Consider the following 16923-nt stretch of genomic DNA (forward strand, 5'->3'; position numbering starts at 1 on the left):
TGCTGCCGTAGGGTACGCCATACACACGGCGGCCCGGGACGGGCCCCTGCGACAAATCGGACAAGCGGACGCGACAAATCCGTGATCTGAAAAAACCATGCTGAAGCCATGAACCTCCGCAGTGACCAGCGCGCCGATGCTTGGGAGCGGCGCACCGCGGGGCCGTTGACGGCGCTCGCGGTGGTGTTTCTCGTGGCCTACGCGGTGCCGATCCTGCGGCCCGGGCTCGACCGGCGCTGGCACGACGCCTGCGAGATGGCGACGATCGCCATCTGGGCACTGTTCGTCGGCGACTACGCGGTGCGGTTCCTGCTGCACGTGCGGCGCTGGCCGTTCGTCCGCGGGCACCTGTTCGACCTCGCGGTGCTCCTGCTGCCGGCCATGCGGCCGCTGCGCGTGCTGCGGCTGTTCACCGCGGTCCTGGTGCTGACCCGGCGCACGGAGGTGTGGGCCCGCGGGCGGCTGGCGCTGTACGTCGGGGCCACGAGCATCCTGCTGATCTTCGTGGCCGCGCTGGCCGTGCTCGACGCCGAGCGGGGCAGCCCGGACGCGAACATCACCAGCTACAGCGAGGCGCTGTGGTGGGCCTGCGTGACGATCACCACGGTCGGGTACGGCGACCACTTCCCCGTCACCACCGACGGCCGGCTCGTCGCGATCGGCCTCATGATGGGCGGGATCGGGCTCATCGGCTTCGTGACCGGCTCCCTGGCCACGTGGATCGTGGACCGGATCTCCGTCAAGGACGACAACCAGCAGGACGCCACAAAGAGCGACATCGCATTGGTACTCGCCGAAGTCCAAGCCCTGCGCGCGGAGGTGGCCGAGCTGAAGGCTCAGATCCCGTCCGCCGCGGAGCCGACGGTCCAGTAGACCCGGTTGTAGTCCACCAGCTCCAGGCGCGACCCGTTGTCCGAATACGTGGTGATGCCGCAGTTGGCCGGAGTCTGCCCGGGCGGCCACTTCTGGGCCTGCGCGTAGGTCCAGCCCTCCAGCAGGAACCGGAAGCAGCGCAGCGTCCCGCCGTGCGTCACGATCAAGATCTTCTGGCCGGCGTGGTCGCGGGCGAGCGTGTTGAGGAACGTGTGCACGCGGCCGGTGACGTCGGCCAGGCTCTCGCCGCCGGGCGGGCGGGCCATGAAGCCGCCGAACGTCTGCCAGTATTCGTTCAGCCACGGAAACGCGGCCTCGGCCTCGGCCGTCGTCATGTCGTAGGCGAAGCCGGGGTCCCGCTCGCGGATGAACAGGTCGGCCTTGACGTGCATCCCGGCCCGCTCCGCGGTGGTGTAGGCGGCCAGGATGCCCTCGGCGGTCTGCTCGGTGCGGGCGTATCCGCTGGTGAACACGTGATCGAAGGCGCCGAACCGCTCGCGGATCGCGTGCCCGGTCTGCTCGGCCTGCTTGTGCCCGTCGGCGGTCAGGTCGATGAGGTGGTCGGGGACGCCGCGGACGACCTGGCGGGCGGCGGCGTCGGCGAAGTACACGCTGCCCTTCTTGGCCTGGTTGCGGGCCGACTCGGCGTGCCGGACGAGGACGAGCAGGGCGGGGCGGGAGGTGTCCACCTACGACTCGTACTGTTCCTGCGGCACCGGGATCAACGTGACCTCGGACACCTCGATGAACGGGATCGCCTCGCCGTTCACGTCGTCCTGGATCTCCCGGCCGCTGTACTTGCCGATGACCCGCACCCATTGCTGGTCGGCCAGCCCGTCGGGCAGTTCGCCGTCGAGCGCGACCTTCACCGGCCGGGCGTCGGCCGCGCAGCAGCTGACCATCATGCGGGCCAGCAGCCACTGGTCCTGCGGACCCTTCATCGCGAAGCCGGTGAGCTGCAGGCGCCGCTCCCCCAGCGACACGCCCTTGTCGAACACGGCCCGGGACGCGTAGTCGAGCATCGTGATGGCGAGCGGGTCGCCGGCGGGCAGCGGCGCGTACTCCGACTGGGCGGTGACCGCCGACCCGGAGCGCCCGGCCGCGTAGGAGCCGAGTGCGGGCGGCGCGAAGAGCAGCAGCCCCAGCACTGGCGCGAGCAGCAGCCAGGCGACCTTGGGCCCGCTGTGCGCGTGCCCGTGCCCGTCGTCGGCCTCGCGGACCCCGCGCAGCTCGTACCAGAGCGTGAACGCCCCGGCCAGCACCAGCAGCGCACCCGCGGTGACCAGGTACGGCTGCAGCGACGCCTTCACGTAGTTGAGGTACTGCCCGGTCAGCGAGACCCGCAGCACCGCCCCGCCGATCAGCAGGAGCACGACGGCCTGAGCCTGCTTGTTCACGGTGCAACCCCCACAGCGGAAACCCTCACAGCAGCACCGGCCCCAGCAGCGCGGAGACGAGGACCGCCATCACGAACGTGGCCGGGGCGAAGCGCAGCGCGAACCGGCGGCCGAAGATGCCGGCCTGCATCGCGAACAGCTTCAGGTCGATCATCGGCCCGACCACCAGGAACGCCAGCCGGGCGGTGAGCGAGAACTGGGTGAGCGACGCGGCCACGAACGCATCGGCCTCGGAGCAGATCGACAGCAGTACCGCCAGCAGCCCAAGCGTCACGATGGCGAGCACGGGGTTGGAGGCGACGTGCTCCAGCCAGGACTTGGGGACGACGACGCCGATGACCGCGGCCGAGGCCGCGCCGATGACCAGGAACCCGCCGGCGTGCAGGACGTCGTGGCGGACCGACGCCCAGAACGCCTGCCACTTCGCCATGCCGTCCAGGTGGGCCCGCGACGGCATCCGCAGCCAGCTGCCCTTCCCGAACGCCTGCCACAGCCACCCCATCAGGCTGGCCACGACGAGGCTCGTCACGGCCCGGCCCACGACCATCTGCGGCTGGCCCGGGAAGGCCACGGCGGTGGAGACGAGCACGACCGGGTTGACGGCCGGCGAGGAGAGCAGGAACGCGAAGGCGGCGGCCGGCGTCACCCCGCGCCGCACGAGCGCTCCGGCGACAGGCACCGACGCGCACTCGCAGCCGGGCAGCACGACCCCGGCGATCGATGCTGTGGGTACCGCGAGCGCCGGATGCTTGGGCAGCGCCTTCGCGAAGAACGACGGCGGGACGAACACGGCGATGATCGCCGAGAGCACGACCCCGAAGACCAGGAACGGGATCGCCTGGGTGAGCACCGAGACGAACACCGTCAGCCAGGTCTGCAGCGCCGGGGTGGCCAGCGAGCGGGTGATCGGCCCGCGCAGCAGCACGACGAGCACCAGCAGCACCGCGAGCACCTCGACGGACCCGGGCCGCCAGCGGCGGGCGGGTGCGTCCGGCGCCGGACCCGGCGCGCTGTGCTCCTCCTCGGTCACCGTCACGCGATGGAGGCTACCCCTTCAGTTGGTACCGTCGGCATGAAGCGTGAGCGAACACTTCGGAGAGTGAGCGATGTCTGACGCCCGTTCCCTGGTAGCCGTCTTCGACTCGCCGGTCGCCGGCCACCTGCTGGAGTTCGCCGCCACGCTGGGTTATCGGACGGCCCTGGCCGACCCGGGCCTGGACGGCGTCGACATCGACGCGGGCACCGACATCGTCGTGTGCGACCACGACCGCCCCGAGCTGGGCCCGGTCCTGCGCGACGCGCTCGCCTCCCCGGCCCGCTGGATCGGCGTGATGGGCACTCCCCGGCACGAGGGCCCGCACGTGGAGGCGCTGCAGCGCCTGGGCGTGAGCGCGGCGGACATCGCCCGGGTGCACCGCCCGGTCGGGCTCAACATCGGCTCGCGGACGCCGCCCGAGATCGCCCTGGCCACACTGGCCGGGCTGGTCGCCGACCGCAACGGCCGGCCGGGCGGGTTCGCCTTCCAGCCACCCGGCCCTGACCCAGCCACCCGGCCCTAGCTCAGCGGGTCGGCCCTAGCCCAGCCGGTCGGCCTCAGCCCAGCCGGTCGGCCTCAGCCCAGCCGGTCGGCCTCAGCTCGGCGGGTCGGCCCTAGCCCAGCGGGTCGCGGCCCAGCCGGTCGGCCTCAGCTCGGCGGGTCGGCCCTAGCCCAGCGGGTCGCGGCCCAGCCGGTCGGCCTCAGCTCGGCGGGTCGGCCCTAGCCCAGCGGGTCGCGGCCCAGCCGGTCGGCCTCAGCTCGGCGGGTCGGCCCTGGCCCAGCGGGTCGCGGCCCAGCCGGTCGCGGCGGAGGGTGAGGTAGGCCCGCTCCCCGGGATTGCCGGCGAGCGCGATGGCCCGGTCGTACGCGGTGCGCGCCGCATCGTCGCGGCCGAGCCGGTGCAGCAGCTGCGCCCGGACGGCGTGCAGTGCGTGGTAGCCGTCGAGGACCTCGGCGACCCGGTCGGCCTCGGCCAGGCCCGGCCCGGGGCCGTCGGCCTCGGCGATCGCGACGGCCCGGTTGAGCCGGACGATCGGTGAGGGGTCGAGCAGCACCAGGCGGTCGTAGAGGGCGGCGATCGCCGGCCAGGCGGTGTCGCGGGCCGACGCGGCCTCCGTGTGGACCGCGTTGATCGCGGCCTGCAGCTGGTAGCGCCCCGCCGGACCGGCGCCGGCCGCGACCGCCGCGATCCGCTCCCGGACCAGGGCGTGCCCCTCGGCGATGAGCGTGCGGTCCCACGCGCCGCGGTCCTGCTCGTCAAGTGTCACGAGCGCGCCCGTGCGGGACACGCGGGCCGGCCGCCGGGCGTCGGTCAGCAGCATCAGGGCCAGCAGGCCGGCCACCTCGCCGTCGTCCGGCAGGAGGGTCCGCAGCAGCCGGCCCAGGTGGATGGCCCGGTCGGTGAGGTCGGCGCGGACCGGGTCGTCCCCGGCGCCGGCGAGGTAGCCCTCGTTGAAGACGAGGTAGACGACCGCCAGCACGCCGCCGAGCCGCTGCTGGATGTCGCCGGCCGACGGCACGCGGAACGGGATGCGGGCCGCCTTGATCTTCGCCTTGGCCCGGGTGATCCGCCGCGCCATCGTGGTCTCCGGCACCAGGAACGCGCGGGCGATCTCGGCGACGGTGAGGCCGCCGAGCAGGCGCAGCGTCAGCGCCACCCGGGCCTCCATCGCCAGGGCGGGGTGGCAGCAGGTGAAGATCAGCCGGAGCCGGTCGTCGTCGATCGGGCCGGTCGGCTCGTGGGCGTCGTCGTGGAGCATGATCCGGGCCGCCTGGTGCTTGGCGTCGCGCTGTGACTCGCGACGGAGCCAATCGATCGCCTTGCGGGTCGCGGTGGTGGTGAGCCAGCCGCCGGGGTTGGGCGGCACGCCCTCGCGGGGCCACCGCGCGGCCGCCGCCGCGAACGCCTCGGCCGCCGCGTCCTCGGCGACGTCGAGGTCGCCGAAGCGGCGGGCGAGGTCGGCGACGACCCGCGCCCACTCCTCGCGGTGGGCGCGGACGATCGCGCGCTCGGGCGTCGGCTCCAGGCTCATCCCCGCCCGGGTACGTCCGTCCGGGCCCGCCCGGGCCCGCGGAAGCGGTGCACCTCCTGCGGCCAGTCGAGCGCTTCCACGAGCCGGCCGGCCCAGTAGCGGGCGGTCTCGTCGTCGGGCACGTCCACGACCGCGAAGCCGCCGAGATGCTCCTTGGTCTCGGCGTACGGCCCGTCGGTGAACACGGCCTCGCCGTCGACCAGCTCGGCGCTGAACAGGGCCGTGGACCGGTCGAGCGCGCCGTTGGAGAAGATCAGCACGCCCTGGGCCAGCATCTCGTCGACCACGGGCCGGACGGCCGCGGCCTTGGCCTGCAGCTGCTCCGCCGTGTGCTCGGGCACCCACTCATCGTTGAAGGTGATCAGATACTCGGTCATCGTCGTCCTCCTGCCCCGGGCAGCCCGTGCGGCCGCATCACTTCTTCCACGAACGAGCCCGGCCGGATACGACAGCGCGCTCAGATCTTCGTCGCGTTCTCGCGGGCGTGGGTGCGGTACAACTCGGCGATCCGGCGGGTCACGGGCCCGACCTTGCCGTCGCCGATCGGCCGGCCGTCGATCGTCACCACACCGGCGATCTCGCCCATGGTGCCGGTGCAGAAGACCTCATCGGCCGTGTACATCTCCACCTGCGCAATGTCGCGGACGTGGACCGGCACCGGCGAGATGCGCAGCACGGTGTCGCGGGTGATGCCCTCCGGGCAGGCGACCGCGCGCGGGGTCAGCAGCTCACCGCCGGTGACCGCGAACAGGTGGGTGGCGTTGGTCTCGGCCACGAAGCCGCGCGCGTCGAGCATCATGGCGTCGTCGGCGCCGGCCACGTTCGCCTCGATCTTGGCCAGGATCGAGTTGAGCAGATTGTTGTGGTGGATCCGGGGGTCCAGGACGTCCGGAGACGGGCGGCGGACGCTGCTGGTGACCAGGGTGAGGCCGCTGGTGTCGTAGACCGGTGCCTTGAACTCGGCCAGGACGATCAACGTACAACCGCTGCGGTTCAGTCTTGGGTCCATGCCGCTGGTGACCTTGACGCCGCGGGTCAGTGTCAGGCGGACGTGTGCGCCGTCGCGCATGCCGTTGGCCGCGAGGGTGGCCCGGAGCGCGGCGATGATGTCGGCGTCGGCCGGAATGCCCTCGAAGGCCAGGGACAGGGCGGAGCGGCGCAGGCGGTCAAGGTGCTCCTGCAGGCCGTAGATGCCGCCGTCGTACAGTCGCAGGCCCTCCCATACCGCGTCACCGCCCTGGACGACCGAGTCGAACGGGGACAGGCCCGGCTCGTCGCGGTGGCGCAGGGCGCCGTTGACCCAGTACCGCAGGTCGGCGTTGCGCTCGTCGTACTGCTGCAGCATGTCAGTCCTCTTTCGCCGTGTCGCCGAGGGCGATGAGCAGCTCGCGCAGCCGGTCCGCGGCCGCGGTCACGAGCGCGGGGTCGGCGGCGGAGAACAGCCGGGCCTGGGCGCCGGTGACGGCCCGCACGACCTTCTCGGCGGTGGCCAGCCCGGGGGCCGAGAGCCGGACCCAGGCGACCCGCGCGTCGGCGGGGTCGGCCGCGCGCTCGATGAGCCCGTCCTGCTGGAGGCGGCGCAGCACGTTGCTGATCCCGCCCGAGGTCAGCAGCAGGCCGGCGGCCAGCTCCGAGGGCTTCAGCGCGTAGGGCGGCCCGGCCCGGCGCAGCGCCGAGAGCACGTCGAACTCGGCCGGCGACAGGCCCAGGGCGGCTGTCTCGTTGCGCACCGCCTCCTGGAGCCGCCCGGCCAGCCGGTGCACGCGCTTGCCCAGCTCCATGGACGGACCCACGATGTCGGGGAGCTGCACCCGCCACTCCCCGACGATCGCGTCGATCTGATCCCGGGCCATACCGCAAAGACTAGTGGTCGCTGCAGCAGGGCCGGTTGTTCGGTGGCTCGAACGGCACCAGCACCCCGCCCCGGCCGAACTGGGTGACGAGGGTCAGGACGCCGTCGCGCCAGATCGGGCGCACGTGGTCGCGGGTGTCGACGAGCATCTCCGGGACGGCCGTCAGGCCGCCCAGGATGACGACCCGCTCGATCGCCGAGGAGTCCAGGATGGCCGCGACCGCGATCGTGCCCTTCAGCGCCTCCGAGCCCGCGAACAGCACCTGGCGGGCGCCCTCCGGGGGCGGCTGCGCGTCGGTGCCGACGCTCACCTGGCCGCCGGCGAAGTACGTGAATGCGGGGCGGCCTTCCATCAGGATGTGATGGTCGGCCGCCTGCACGTCGGGGAACGCCATTACCGGGGCAGGACCCAGATCGGGTTCGCGTAGAACCAGAGGTCCTTCCACGGGTCGGCGTCGCCGAGCACGTCGATCGCCGGGCCCACCGGGTCGATCGCCGCGCCGAGGTAGCCGGGAGCGCTGCGGTTGCCGTCGGTGCCGCGCAGGCGGACGTAGAACGGCTCGTCGGCGACGCCGAGGTCGTAGGTGAACGCCACGGTGCCAGTCGACTTGTTGACCTCGAACGACTTGACGACCCTGGTGTCCGGGGCCTTGAACGTGTCCCGGTCGGACACGGCGCCCTTGACGGCACCGCGGATGACGTCGATGCGGGCCAGGGTCGGCACGAAGTTCGCCCAGTTCGCCTTGCCGGCCAGGTTGACCTTGATGACCAGCTCGGCCCGCTGGCCGCGGCGCAGCGGCAGCGAGCCGCCGAGCGTGACGCCGACCGGCGAGCCCTTGACGCGCACCTGCACGTCGAGGCCGCTGATCAGCCCGCCGTGGTCGACCCAGACGCGCCCGGCGCGCAGCCCGGCCATGACCGCGGCGTAGCTGAAGTTGCTCGCGCCGACGTGGGTGCGGCTGTAGTAGCCGGGCCAGAAGTCACCGGTGGTGAGGTTCGTCGGCTGGCCGTACACCGGGTCGAAGTGGTAGCCGTTGGTGGCGAAGTCCGTGTTGTCCGGGCGCTTCGCCGTCTCCTCGTAGACGACGTGCGAGTCGGAGTTCGCGGAGATCCACCACGGCCGGCCCTCGGCCAGCAGGCTGTCCCAGAGGCCGCCGACGGTGGCGGTCATCCAGTCGAAGCCGCCCCAGGTGCGGTAGCTCTCCAGCGGGTAGCCGGGGAACGAGTTCGCGTTGGGGGCGTTCTCGTAGAAGCCGCGGCCGGCGCCGGCGCCGTTCGGCTTGGCGATGCCGGCGGCCTGGTGGCCCGGCGCGCCCTCGAACCCGATCGCGATCTGCGGGTCGGCGTCGCGCCAGCCGCGGATCTCGTGCGGGGAGTCGATGCCGTTGCGGGCCGGGTGGTTGGCCAGGAACAGCGCGTCCTGGACCCGCCGCTTGGCGACCTGGTCGCCGAGGAACTTGATGCCGGCGATGGCCAGCGCCTCGGTCACGTTGGCCGGGTTCACCGCGCCCTGGACCGAGCCGTCGAACGTACCCTCGAACTCCTTGAGCACGGCGAGCTCGTTGGCGCCGGGGTGCACGAACACCGTGCCGTGCTCGGCCGCCGGGATGTTCCACTCCAGGCCCTGGAAGACGAGCATGTCCTTGTAGTCGTCGCGGGCCTCCCGGATCAGCGGGTTGACCTTGTCGACGCCGATCTTCGAGTGCTGGACGGTGCCGTGGTCGGTGATGACCATCCAGTCCAGGCCATACGCGGAGGCGTGCCTCACGTGGTCGTCGACCCGGTACATGCCGTCGCTGGAGAACTGCGTGTGGATGTGGTGGTCGCCCGCCAGCCACTTGTAGTTGTTGAACGCCGGGCGGTTGTGCCCGTGCCGGTCCCAGCCGTCGAAGTCGTGGCTGTGGTCGTCGTCGTGCGCGTGCGCGACACCCGCGTTGGCGAGCGCACCGCCGGCGGCGGCCGCCGCACCCAGCAGGCCCGCGCGGCGCAGGAACCCGCGGCGCGAGACGTCACCCGGGGAGAGCTCGCTGTCCGGAATGGACGCGTCGAGCACCGCGGGGACGTCGCCGGCGGCCTGGGGCATGTCGTCGTGGTGATGGTGGTGGTGGCCAGGCAGGGAGCTGCCCATGATGGCTCCTCAGCGAAGTCAGTTGGTCCTCACCGCCGACCCTCGTAGCCACGGACGAACAACAGGTAGCGATATGCCTATGTCTGCGCGAACTTCAGCAAGATCACGGTCGCGGCGAGGGTGAAGCCAAGGGCCACGACCAGCGCATCCGCCCACCCGAACCGCGTCACCCGGGCAACGGTCCGGGCCCCGCCCCGGTCGAACCCGCGCGCCTCCATGGCCGTGGCGAGCCGAATCCCCCGCCGGATGGCGGCAACCAGCAGTCCGAAGAGCGACGATCCGATGCCGGCCCGGGTACCGCGCGCCCGCCGAGCCAGCCGGATCAACCGGTACTCGTCGGCCAGGAGCGGAGCCAGCCGAAACGCCGCCAGCGCCCCGATGGCGAACCGCGGCGAGACCCGCAGGTGCACGACGAGCGAATCGGCCAGGTCGGTCGGGTCGATGCTGGCGAACATCAGAAAACCGGGCAGCCCGACGGCAAGCAGCCGCAGCGCGTAACCGACGGCATTTTCCCGCACCTCGAGCCCGGCGAGGTGAGCCACGACAGGCGAGTCCCGAGCCCCGAGCAGCACCGTGAAGAGAAAGATCCCGGCCGCCGAGAGCAGGATCGGCCACCCCCGCCGCCACAGCACCCCGAGCGGCACCCCGGCGAACGGCATCACGAGGACCAGCACCCCGATCACCGTCAACGACGCCGCCGGCTCCAGCGTGGTCACGACGGCCGCAGTGACAAGCAGCGCCGCCAGCAACTTGGCCGTAGCATCCCGCCGCCCCAGCCAGCTGTTCATCGCCCGACCGCCCTTCCATTCGACGCCTGAACCGGCGGTTTTCCCTTGGATACCGATATGTCGGGCGCTTCGCGCTGCGCTCCGCTCGACATATCAGATTTATCGCCCGACGGGGCATAAGTCCGATGTGTCGCGGCACGCAGTGCCCGACATATCGTGTTTGCGCAGTTCACGCTCACCGTTGCGGTGCGAAGTGCGCTGCATTTCGTGCTTGCGCAGCCCATGCCGCCCGTTGCGGTGCGAAGCATGCGGCCTGTCGTGCTTGGGCGGTTCACGCCGCCAGTTCCGGCGCGAAGTACGCGGCCTGTCGTCCTTGCGCAGGTCACGCTGTGGTCCAGGTTCTAGACGCCTCGATCGCCGTGTCGAGCAGCTTCTCGATCGTCGTGGTGATCTCGCAATTGACGGGGCGGTGAGTCATCGACTCGCCTCCGGGCGGCAGTCGGCTTCGGGCTGGACCGGCAAGGAGTCCGCGGCTTGAGCCTCGAGCAGACCAGGAGCAGAACGCGCGGCTTGAGCCCGCAAGCAGATCCGCAGCCCGAACCTTGAACCGGAGCGCGCGGGCGGGAAGCGGCTGGCGCGGGCCGGGAAGTGGTTGGCTGCTCGGTCGGTTGGGCGGCCGGCACGGGTGGGGTAGGGGTCAGTCCGGCCGGTGGGGTGGGTGGTCATCGGGTCAGTTTCAGGCGGCGGTCGGCTATCGCCTCGACGAGTTGGGCGTCGTGGGTGACCAGGACCAGGGCGCGGCCCTCGTCGCGCAGGTCGGCCAGGAGGGTCACCAGCTCGCGCCAGGTGCGCAGGTCCTGGCCGAAGGTCGGCTCGTCCAGGATCAGGACCTGCGGGGCGGCGGCCAGGGCGGTGGCTACGCTCAGCCGGCGCTGCTCGCCGCCGGACAGGGTGAAGGGGTTGGCCCTGGCCAGGTGGTGCAGGCGCAGGCGCTCCAGGAGGGTGGCAACGGTGGCCGGCTCGGCGCCGCTCAGGGCCAGCTCGGCTTGCACGGTGTCGGTGACGAACTGGTGCTCGGGGTTCTGGAAGACCGAGCCGATGCGGGCGGCCAGGCGGGAGGCGCGCCAGCGGTGGGGTGGGCGGGCCGCGTCCCGGCCGGCCAGGGTGGGGGTGGCGGCCACGCGGCCCCGGGCCGGTTTCGTCAGGCCGCCCAGCAGGAGGGCCAGGGTGGTCTTGCCGGCGCCGTTCGGGCCCTCGACGGCCAGCGCCTGCCCTTGCAGTACCACCTCATGCACTGTCTTGTCGTTGTGGGGCAGCCAGAGCGACTCCGCGCTCAGGAGCGCCTCGCCCGGGGCCGTGACGGCGCGGCGGGAGGGCAGGGCCGCACCGGGGGTCCAGACGGCGTCGGCGTCGGCGCCCAGGGTGATCGTGCGGTCGACCAGGGGCAGGGCCTCGTCGACGCGGTGCTCGACGAGCAGCAGAGTGGCGTCGAGGTCCTGGATCACCTTGGCGATCGCGGTGCGGACGAGCTGGGCGCCGTCGGGGTCGAGGTTGGCCGTCGGCTCGTCCAGCAGGAGCAGGCCGGGGCGCAGGGCTATGACGCCGGCGATGGCCAGGCGCTGGGCCTCGCCGCCGGAGAGGGCCGCGGTGTTGCGGTCGCGGTCGTAGGGGAAGCCGACGGCGTTCAGGGCGGCGTCGACCCGGGGCCAGATCTCGTCGCGCGGGACGGCGCGGTTCTCCAGGCCGAACGCGACGTCGTCGCCGGCCCGGCTCATCACCAGCTGGGTCTGCGGGTCCTGGAAGACGATGCCCGTCTCGGCCCGGGCCTGGCGGGCGGGGCGGCCGTCGATGAGGACCTCGCCCTCCTGCTCGCCGGAGTCCTCGGCGAGCAGGCCGGCGAGCGCGGCGAGCAGTGTGGACTTGCCGGCCCCGGAGGCGCCGGCCAGCAGTACCCGCTCGCCGTGCTCGATGCGCAGGTCGAGGTGGCGGACCGCCCAGGCCTTGCGCCCGGCGTGCCGCCACCCGAACCCGCGGAATTCGACGGTGCTCAGACCGTCACCTGCGCTCGCTGTTGCTGGGGCACGGCCCCTCCGCTCCGCTTCGCTGCACCCGGACCGCGCTGGACGTCAGACGGCGACCCGTTCGCGACCGGAGGGGAAGCGGTCCAGGACGCCGGTCTTCGACAGTGCGCGCTGCAGGGCCCAGCTGCCGGCCCCGGCGACGATCGCGCCGCTGGCCACGACGAGCGCCGCGTAGGTCCACTTCTGGCCGGCGCTGAAGGTGTCGCCGTAGTACACGCTCAGGTCGAACACGGCGGCGCCCGCTCCGGACAGCGCGCCCGCGATGAGGGCGTTGCCGAGGCGGTAGTTGCGGTAGCCGGTGGCCGCGAAGCCGAACTCGCCGCCGATGCCCTGGACCAGGCCGGACACCACGACCGTGAGGCCCCAGGCCGAGCCGAACAGCGCGGAGACGATCGCGGCGACGAGCTCGGTGTACAGGCCGGCGCCGGGCTTGCGGATGACGAGCGGGCCGAGGACGGCCGGGATCAGCCACACGCCGTAGATGACCGCGCGCCACGGCAGCGCGAAGCTCTCCAGCGCGTTCCACAGGTTGTTCCAGGCGTAGAACACCGCGGCGAAGGCCACGGCGATGATGGACGCGACCACGATGTCGACGGTCCGCCAGCGGGTTTCCATTGAGCGGGTTTCCATTGGTGCATACCTCCCAGTTCGACACGAACCAGAAGGAGACGCGACACCGCACTCGATAACGTGCGATGGCTTGCGTGAGGTGACCGAGCTCCCTGCGCTGGCATTACCCAGATCAGGTTCGAGGGTCTGCGGTGCCGGACCGGCCGGCCGCCGCACTCTCAGCGCTGTGCGCTCCCCTGTCGGATGTGCAGTTGTTTCCCGACGGTAACAGTGAACGTCGCTTGCTCGTAGTCTCTGGTCATGAAAATCACGGCCCGCTCGCTCACCTTCGATGTCGTCGCCGGTGGACCCGCGGACGGCCCGCCGGTCCTGCTCCTGCACGGGTTTCCGCAGCACAGCGGCGAGTGGGCGGCCGTGACACCGCTGCTGCACGCGGCCGGGCTGCGCACCTACGCCCTCGACCAGCGGGGCACCTCCCCCGGCGCCCGGCCGCCGGAGGTCGCCGACTACCGCATCGCCGAGTGCGCGCTCGACGCCGTGGCCGTCCTCGATGCCCTGAATATCCCGTCGGTACACCTCGTCGGCCACGACTGGGGCGCGGTGTGCGCCTGGCACGTGGCGCTGCGCCACGTCGAGCGGGTCCGGACGCTGACAGCGGTTTCGGTACCCCATCCGCACGCCTCTGCCTTCGCCTTTGCCAACGACCCCGATCAGCGGGAGCGTTCGGCCTACATCAAGCTGTTCCGCCAGGCCGGGAAGGCCGAGCAGGTGCTCCTGGAGGACGGCGGGCGACGGCTGCGGGCACTGTTCGAGCCGCTCGTGGACCCCGACCCCTACGTCCGGCCGCTGCTCGAGCCCGGGGCGCTGACGCCGGCGCTCAACTGGTATCGGGCGATCAGCTCCCTCGATCTCGTGGGCCTCGGCCCGGCGACGGTGCCGACCACCTATGTCTGGAGCGACGGCGACCCGGCCATCGGCCCGACGGCGGCCCGGGCCTGCGCCGAGCACGTGGCGGCCGACTACCGGTTCGTCCCGCTGGCCGGGGTCGGGCACTGGATTGCCGACGAGGCGCCGGCCGCGCTGGCGGATGCCATCCTGGCCCGGGTCGCATCGCAGGCATAGCCTTCGCTACCCGCGGGTAATAACCTGGCTTCAGAGCGTCTCTACAAAGTTCACTTTGGGGGCAGCCATGGTTTCGACGTCGGTGCGCGCGGAGCGGGAGGCGCGCAAGGTCATCGAGGAGAACCGCGAGACCGAGTGGAAAAAGCCGAGCTTCGGCAAGGAGCTCTTCCTCGGCCGGTTCCGCCTCGATCTGATCGACCCGTTGCCCGAGCTCGACGCGGCCGCCGAGGCCCGCGGCGCCGAGTTCCGCGACAAGCTCGCCGGCTATCTGGCGGCCGAGGTCGACGGGCAGCAGATCGAGCGGGACGCCCGCATTCCCGACGAGGTTTTGCGCTCGCTGGGTGAGCTGGGCGCGTTCGGGATGAAGATCGATCAGAAGTACGGCGGCCTCGGCCTGACCAACCTCGACTACTGCCGCGCGCTCATGCTCGTGGGCTCGGTCAACCCGTCGATCGGGGCGCTCCTGTCGGCGCACCAGTCGATCGGGGTACCGCAGCCGCTCAAACTGATCGGCAGCGACGAGCAGAAGCAGCGGTTCCTGCCCCGGCTGGCCGCCGGTGAGGTCTCGGCGTTCCTGCTCACCGAGCCCGAGGTCGGCTCCTACCCGGCCGGCCTGCGTACCTCCGCCGTGCCGACCGAGGACGGCGACTACCTGCTCAACGGGGTCAAGCTGTGGGCCACCAACGGCACCCTGGCCACGCTGTTCGTGGTCATGGCGCTGGTGCCCAAGAGCGAGGGCCACCGGGGCGGCATCACCGCGTTCGTCGTCGAGGGCGACGCGGAGGGCGTGACCATCGAGCGGCGCAACTCGTTCATGGGCCTGCGCGGCCTGGAGAACAGCGTCACCCGCTTCCACAATGTCCGGGTGCCCAAGGCCAACGTGATCGGCGGCGAGGGCCAGGGGCTGCGCATCGCGCTGAGCACCCTGAACACCGGCCGGCTGTCGCTGCCCGCGATGTGCGTCGGGGCCGGCAAGTGGTGCCTCGGCGTGGCCCGCGAGTGGGCCGGCGAGCGGGTCCAGATGGGCCGGCCGATCGGCAAGTACGAGGCGGTCGCCAAGAAGATCGCGTTCATCGCCGGCTCCACCTACGGCATGGAGGCGATGCTGGAGGTCTCCTGCCGCCTCGCCGACGACAACCGCAACGACATCCGCATCGAGGCCGCGCTAGTCAAGCTGTACGCCTCCGAGCTGGCCTGGAAGGTCGCCGACGAACTCGTCCAGATCCGCGGCGGGCGCGGCTACGAGACCGCCGAGAGCCTGGCCGCCCGCGGCGAACGGGCCATCCCGGTCGAGCAGATCCTGCGGGACCTGCGCATCAACCGGATCTTCGAGGGCTCGACCGAGATCATGCACCTGGCCATCGCCCGCGAGGCCGTCGACGCCCACCTCTCCGTCGCCGGCGACATCATCGACCCCGACGCCGGCCTGAGCCGCAAGGCGAAGGCGGCGGGCAAGGCCGGCGGCTTCTACGCCAAGTGGCTGCCCACGCTGGTGGCCGGCAAGGGGCAGCTCCCGGGCAGCTTCACGCAGTTCGGTCCGCTCGCCGTCCACCTGCGCTATGTCGAGCGGGCCTCGCGCCGGCTGGCCCGTGAGACCTTCTACGCCATGGCCCGCTGGCAGGGCAAGCTGGAGCAGAAGCAGGGCTTCCTGGGCCGGATCGTGGACATCGGCGCGGAGCTGTTCGCCATGTCGGCGGCCTGCGTCAAGGCCCGCACCGAGCTGGCCGAGCGCCCCGAGGGCGTGGAGCTGGCCGACCTCTTCTGCCGCCAGGCCACGCTGCGCGCGGAGCAGCTCTTCCACGACCTGTGGACGAACGCCGACTCGGTGGAGGTAGCTGCGGCCAAGCGGGTGCTGGCCGGGCGCTACCTGTCGCTGGAGGAGGGCGTCATCCCTGCGCCGGCCGACGGGCCGTCCACCGCGACCTGGGAGCCCGGCCCGTCTACGGAGCAGGACGTGCGCCGCCGCTTCTGAGCATCTGCCCGGCCATCGCGAGCGAGCGCTCCACGGTGGCGAATCCGCGCGGCAGCATCACGCGCTCGTACGCCGCGACCGCCTCCAGCGGCGGTCGCGGCGTCAGCACCGCCCGGGCCAGCGTCGCCGCGTCCTGCAGCGCCGTGTTGGCCCCGACCCCGCCGGTGGGCGGCATGGTGTGGATGGCGTCGCCGAGCAGTGTCACCGGCCCGGACGGCCACGGCTCGACCCGCTCGCCGGCGCGCAGCACGATCGGGAAGAAGTCGCGGCCGCTCAGCGCCCGGATCGCCGGGTGCCAGCCGGTCGTGACCGCCGCGACGAGCGCCCGCAGCTCCTCCGGCGCCATCGCGAAGAGCCGCGCGTCCGGCACGCCGAGGCGCTCGGGCGTCGCGACGAGCGTGACCATCAGGTAGTCCGCCCGCCCCGCGGCCCGGGTGCGGAAGCGGACCGTCGCGAAGCCCATGCCGACGCCCGTCTCGTCGGCGACCCAGCAGAAGCCGCGGTCGAAGTCGGCCGGGATCTCGACGGACCCGTCGATCGGCATCCGCCCGTAGAGGCAGCGCAGCCCGATGTCGCGCACGACGGCGTGGGGCAGCAGCCGCCCGCGCACGGCCGAGGCCACCCCGTCCGCGCCGACGAGGAGGTCGCCCTCGTCGAAGCCGATGCTGACCCGGCCCGCCGCGGTGACGGTGTAGCCGGTCACCGGGCGGCCGAAGCGCACCACGTCCTCCAGGCCGCTCAGCAGGCTCTGGCGCAGTGTCTCCCGGTCCACGTGTGTGATCTCGTCGGCGGGGATGCCGGGAAACTCCTGGACCATCACGCGTTCGAGCCGGTGGGTGTACCCGGCCACCAGGTCGCCGTTGACGCTGCTCGTGGCGCGGACGAGCGCGAGGACCTCCGGCGGCAGGCAGTCGGCCAGCGCCGCGTTGCCGTCGCGGTCGATGTGGATGCGGTAGCCCTGGCTGCGCGTCCGCGCCGAGGCGTCCCGCTCGTAGACGGCGACGTCGACGCCACCCTGCCGTAGTGCCTGGGCCAGCGCCAGGCCGCCGATGCCCGCTCCTGCGATCAGTACCCGTGTCATGCCGACCAGCGTCAACCATTCGGATACTCTTGTCAATCAAACGCATAATT

The 16923-nt window shown here is 72.1% G+C and carries 16 protein-coding genes, 1 pseudogene and 1 riboswitch; of the genes and pseudogenes, 4 read left to right on the forward strand and 13 right to left on the reverse strand.

The features are described 5' to 3' along the window. Positions 1–108: 108 nt before the first annotated feature. A complete protein-coding gene (locus Dvina_RS46440) occupies positions 109–873 on the forward strand; it encodes a potassium channel family protein (protein WP_223097862.1) in 765 nt (254 codons plus the stop codon). On the opposite strand, the gene Dvina_RS46445 is transcribed toward Dvina_RS46440, so the two are convergent. The 3 genes from Dvina_RS46445 to Dvina_RS46455 are packed head-to-tail and all read right to left on the reverse strand — an operon-like array spanning position 837 to position 3300. Continuing rightward, entirely contained in the window at positions 837–1562 is a 726-nt protein-coding gene (locus tag Dvina_RS46445; protein ID WP_223097864.1) for a histidine phosphatase family protein, read from the reverse strand. The two genes, Dvina_RS46440 and Dvina_RS46445, sit on opposite strands and share 37 nt — an antisense overlap. After that, positions 1563–2270, reverse strand: a complete 708-nt coding sequence (locus tag Dvina_RS46450) for a TIGR03943 family putative permease subunit (RefSeq protein ID WP_223097866.1) — start codon at positions 2268–2270, stop codon at positions 1563–1565. Positions 2271–2295: 25 nt separating this feature from the next. Further along, entirely contained in the window at positions 2296–3300 is a 1005-nt protein-coding gene (locus tag Dvina_RS46455) for a permease (RefSeq protein ID WP_223106103.1), read from the reverse strand. Between the two features lie 76 nt (positions 3301–3376). On the opposite strand from Dvina_RS46455, the gene Dvina_RS46460 reads away from it, so the two are divergent. Continuing rightward, a complete protein-coding gene (locus Dvina_RS46460) occupies positions 3377–3829 on the forward strand; it encodes an XdhC family protein (RefSeq protein WP_223097868.1) in 453 nt (150 codons plus the stop codon). 178 nt (positions 3830–4007) lie between these two features. Here the strand turns inward: Dvina_RS46460 and Dvina_RS46465 are convergent, their stop codons facing one another. The 9 genes from Dvina_RS46465 to Dvina_RS46505 all read right to left on the reverse strand — a co-directional run bounded on the left by Dvina_RS46465 (position 4008) and on the right by Dvina_RS46505 (position 12743). Then, entirely contained in the window at positions 4008–5339 is a 1332-nt protein-coding gene (locus Dvina_RS46465) for an RNA polymerase sigma factor (protein WP_223097869.1), read from the reverse strand. Then, a complete protein-coding gene (locus Dvina_RS46470) occupies positions 5336–5716 on the reverse strand; it encodes a YciI family protein (protein ID WP_223097871.1) in 381 nt (126 codons plus the stop codon). The genes Dvina_RS46465 and Dvina_RS46470 overlap by 4 nt, the downstream gene beginning before the upstream one ends. An 80-nt stretch (positions 5717–5796) precedes the next feature. Then, positions 5797–6684: an aminotransferase class IV gene (locus Dvina_RS46475; protein WP_223097872.1), complete on the reverse strand. Its 888-nt coding sequence runs from the start codon at positions 6682–6684 to the stop codon at positions 5797–5799. Between the two features lies 1 nt (position 6685). Beyond that, positions 6686–7192: a MarR family winged helix-turn-helix transcriptional regulator gene (locus tag Dvina_RS46480; RefSeq protein WP_223097873.1), complete on the reverse strand. Its 507-nt coding sequence runs from the start codon at positions 7190–7192 to the stop codon at positions 6686–6688. Between the two features lie 10 nt (positions 7193–7202). Beyond that, a complete protein-coding gene (locus Dvina_RS46485; RefSeq protein ID WP_223097879.1) occupies positions 7203–7586 on the reverse strand; it encodes a hypothetical protein in 384 nt (127 codons plus the stop codon). Next, positions 7586–9319 carry a PHP domain-containing protein gene (locus Dvina_RS46490; RefSeq protein ID WP_223097881.1) on the reverse strand — a complete coding sequence of 578 codons (1734 nt, stop codon included), beginning with the start codon at positions 9317–9319 and terminating at the stop codon, positions 7586–7588. Before Dvina_RS46490 ends, Dvina_RS46485 begins: the two co-directional genes overlap by 1 nt. 77 nt (positions 9320–9396) lie before the next feature. Continuing rightward, positions 9397–10107 carry an energy-coupling factor transporter transmembrane component T family protein gene (locus Dvina_RS46495; protein ID WP_223097882.1) on the reverse strand — a complete coding sequence of 237 codons (711 nt, stop codon included), beginning with the start codon at positions 10105–10107 and terminating at the stop codon, positions 9397–9399. 662 nt (positions 10108–10769) lie between these two features. Beyond that, positions 10770–12098, reverse strand: coding sequence for an ABC transporter ATP-binding protein (locus tag Dvina_RS46500; protein WP_223106104.1), 1329 nt, complete (start codon positions 12096–12098; stop codon positions 10770–10772). Positions 12099–12173: 75 nt separating this feature from the next. Beyond that, entirely contained in the window at positions 12174–12743 is a 570-nt protein-coding gene (locus Dvina_RS46505) for an ECF transporter S component (protein WP_380028604.1), read from the reverse strand. An 86-nt stretch (positions 12744–12829) separates the two neighbouring features. Continuing rightward, positions 12830–12946, reverse strand: a riboswitch (TPP riboswitch). A 52-nt stretch (positions 12947–12998) separates the two neighbouring features. Here Dvina_RS46505 and Dvina_RS46510 point away from each other — a divergent pair. Continuing rightward, the gene (locus Dvina_RS46510; protein WP_223097886.1) at positions 12999–13820 is read left to right on the forward strand and encodes an alpha/beta fold hydrolase; all 822 of its coding nucleotides are present in this window, start codon (positions 12999–13001) and stop codon (positions 13818–13820) included. A 67-nt stretch (positions 13821–13887) separates the two neighbouring features. Continuing rightward, positions 13888–15792, forward strand: a complete 1905-nt coding sequence (locus tag Dvina_RS46515; RefSeq protein WP_223097888.1) for an acyl-CoA dehydrogenase family protein — start codon at positions 13888–13890, stop codon at positions 15790–15792. 169 nt (positions 15793–15961) lie between these two features. Here Dvina_RS46515 and Dvina_RS46520 read toward each other — a convergent pair. Continuing rightward, positions 15962–16873, reverse strand: a pseudogene (locus tag Dvina_RS46520) (FAD-dependent oxidoreductase); the annotation flags it as partial. Positions 16874–16923 lie beyond the last annotated feature (50 nt).

The sequence above is a fragment of the Dactylosporangium vinaceum genome (genome assembly GCF_019904175.1).
Taxonomy (GTDB): Bacteria; Actinomycetota; Actinomycetes; order Mycobacteriales; family Micromonosporaceae; genus Dactylosporangium; species Dactylosporangium vinaceum.